The sequence below is a fragment of the Paraburkholderia sediminicola genome (genome assembly GCF_046027355.1).
In the GTDB taxonomy this organism is placed as follows: domain Bacteria; phylum Pseudomonadota; class Gammaproteobacteria; order Burkholderiales; family Burkholderiaceae; genus Paraburkholderia; species Paraburkholderia sediminicola_B.
In genome coordinates this window covers 1-2,679 of sequence record NZ_JAQQEK010000085.1, presented here as the reverse complement: position 1 = coordinate 2,679, position 2,679 = coordinate 1, and the positions used below count along the sequence as shown (strand labels likewise).

Annotated in this window: 1 protein-coding gene; it reads right to left on the bottom strand. The window is 67.2% G+C overall.

Going from position 1 to position 2,679, the window contains the following annotated elements; all coding sequences use genetic code 11:
- Positions 1-231: 231 nt before the first annotated feature.
- Positions 232-2,574 carry a S53 family peptidase gene (locus PQR42_RS45275; RefSeq protein ID WP_408496047.1) on the bottom strand — a complete coding sequence of 781 codons (2,343 nt, stop codon included), beginning with the start codon at positions 2,572-2,574 and terminating at the stop codon, positions 232-234.
- Between the last annotated feature and the right edge of the window lie 105 nt (positions 2,575-2,679).

The window sequence follows — 2,679 nt, the reverse complement described above, 5'->3', positions numbered from 1 at the left end:
TCGGCCATTGCGGACGTTCGGCTGTCGGCGGTGGTGAGGTGGCTCTAGGCTACTTCTCTGCCGTTCGGAGAATGATCAGGCGACTGTACGTCATCGGCCTGGTGTGGACCGATCGGCGCGGCCGCGATGCTGACCCACAGACTCGCTGCCTTCTCACTCCCAAGCCGCGCTTTCACCAACTGCGCGCCGCAACGTCGCCGGCAGCGACGTTGCGGCAGCGCGACGAGTCGCTCAGCGCGTGCCGATCGTCACCACCAGATTTGCCTGCGAGCTGAGCCCCGCCGAATCGACCGCGGTCAGCGTCAGCGTGTAGGTTCCGGCGACCGGGTGCCGCCATTTGGCAACGAAGCCCGGCCCGCTCTCGATGAACACCATGCCGGACGGCGCGCCCTTGATGTCGACCTTCACGTTGTCCGCGCCTGGGTCCTCGATACCGATCACGCCGCTGACCGCGCGGCCCTCAACACCGCTGATCGGCGCAGCCGAGATCGCGGGGCCCGTTGCCACGGACGAGATCCGCACGCTCATCGTCGCCGAACCGGACTGGCCGTTGCTGGTGTCGGTCGCCTTGACGCTGACGCTATATGTGCCCTTCGCAGGCGTTCTCCAGCTGATCACGCCGGCGCTGCTGATCGACATGCCCGAAGGCGCGCCGCTGAGCGAGAACCTGACCGGATCGGCCGCACTGACGTCGACCTGATAGCTGAGCGGCTGTTTCGCCTGGCCCACGATCGTCGCTGTCTGCACGACCGGCTTCGATGCCGCGACGACGGTCACGTTCGCACTCGCGCTGCCCGTCGAGCCGGTGACCGTATCTTTCGCGGTCACGGTCACCTTGTAAGTGCCGGCGACCGGCTGCGCCCATGTCACCTGACCGGAGCTATCTATGCTCATGCCCTGCGGTGCATTCGCAAGCGACCAGCTGAGCGGGTCCGACGAGCTGGCCGCCACAGTGAACGACAGTGCGCTGCCCGCCGTACCCTTGACCGTCGCGGCCGACACGACCGGCGGCGGCGCCTTGGACACGCCGAGCGTCGACAGCAGGCTGCCGACCACCGGTGTACCGAGACCCGACGGCTGATCGTAGCCGGTATGGGCCGAGCAGCTCGAGCAGTAACCGTCGTTGCCCGAAGTGACGTCGTAAAACGCAGTCGCGTACAGACCCGCGTCGGTCGAGACGGTACCGTACAGCTGCGTCTGCGCGAGGCCGAGTGCGCCGAGACTGTTGCGCGCCCGCTGTGCATTGGCGACGGCGACGATGCCGGCCCATTGCGGGGTCGACAGACTGGTGCCGCCGACGCTGTACCAGCTCGGCGCGGCCGCGTCGGGCGTGATGACCGCGACGTACTGACCGCTGAACGGATCCGCGTTGAACGACACGTCGCCAACCGATCGCTTCGTCAGCGTGCCGAGGCTAGGCACCGACGTGTTCTGATATGCCGGTGCCGAGGTGTACTGACTGATGCCGCCGCCGGTACCTGACCACACCGTTTCGTTCTTGGTGGTGCCGTCGTAACTCAGACGGGTGCCGCCGACGGCCAGCACGTTCGGCGACACGGACGGCCATTCGACGCCGGTGCCGTTATCGCCGGTAGCGGCCACGTAGGTCATGTTCGCGTGCTTGAACGCCGAGTCGATGGAGCCGGTCCACGAGCCTTCGGGGGCGCCGAAGCTCATCGACACGACGCCGGGCCCCATCGCGTTCGCGAGGTTGACCGCCGCGGTCATGCTGCCGGTCGACGCATCCGGCGCCTGGATCAGCACGATGCGCGTAAGCGGCGCGGTAGCGTGGACCCACTGCACGTCGAGCGCGATTTCGGTGGCCCAGCCCGAGTCGTACGACGGCGCGTTCGACGTCATCGCGCCGCTGGTCGTCGAGTGCACGACCGAGAACTGGCACGCGTTGCTGCCAGGGGCCGCGAGCGGCAGCGACGCGTTCGGCGCGATGGTGGTCGTCGTGCAGCCCGGCAAGCCGAATTTCTGGTCGAACGCCGCGAGTTCCTTGACGATGTTCGGATCGCTCATCGCGTCGATCACGTAAATCGTCTGGCCGGCGCCCATTTGCGCGGCCTCGCTCGCGCTCAGATTGCTCCACGACGACGGCAGCGGCGGTAGCTGATAGGCCGCGCGAATCTGCGCCGGCGTATACGTCGTCACCTGCGTTGAATTCGACGCCGCCCGCGCAGTTTTCGTGGCGTACCGAGCAATCGTTTGCGGCGTCAGCTGCGCAAGCGACACGACCGCCATTGTCGACGTCGACGCTTGCGCGGCAGGAGGCTGATTGGCCGACGCGAAAGGCGCCGCGCTGTCGATGTTGGAAGGCGCGTTCAACACCACCGGGGCCGTGTAGAACGCAGGCCTCACCAGCGTGCTGGCCACCGTGCTCGACAGCGGCGACAACGACACCGAACTCGTGGCTGACGAGGCGTCGGCGAGCTTCACGGAGCTCGTGCCGCTCGACGCTGTCGAGTCGTCACTGCCGCCGCCGCATCCCGCCAGCAGTAGCGGCGCGAGCGCTGCGGTCACAAGGGTGGCACGCGCGAGCGTGCACCGAACCGGTCGGATAGTTTTCATTTCGATCGTCCTTCTGCGGGAGGCTGGACCGGAATTACCAGCACGGGTGGAGAAACCGCGGAGGCGGGTAGATCGGGCGCGCGTCGCTGCCAGCCGCTCGAACAG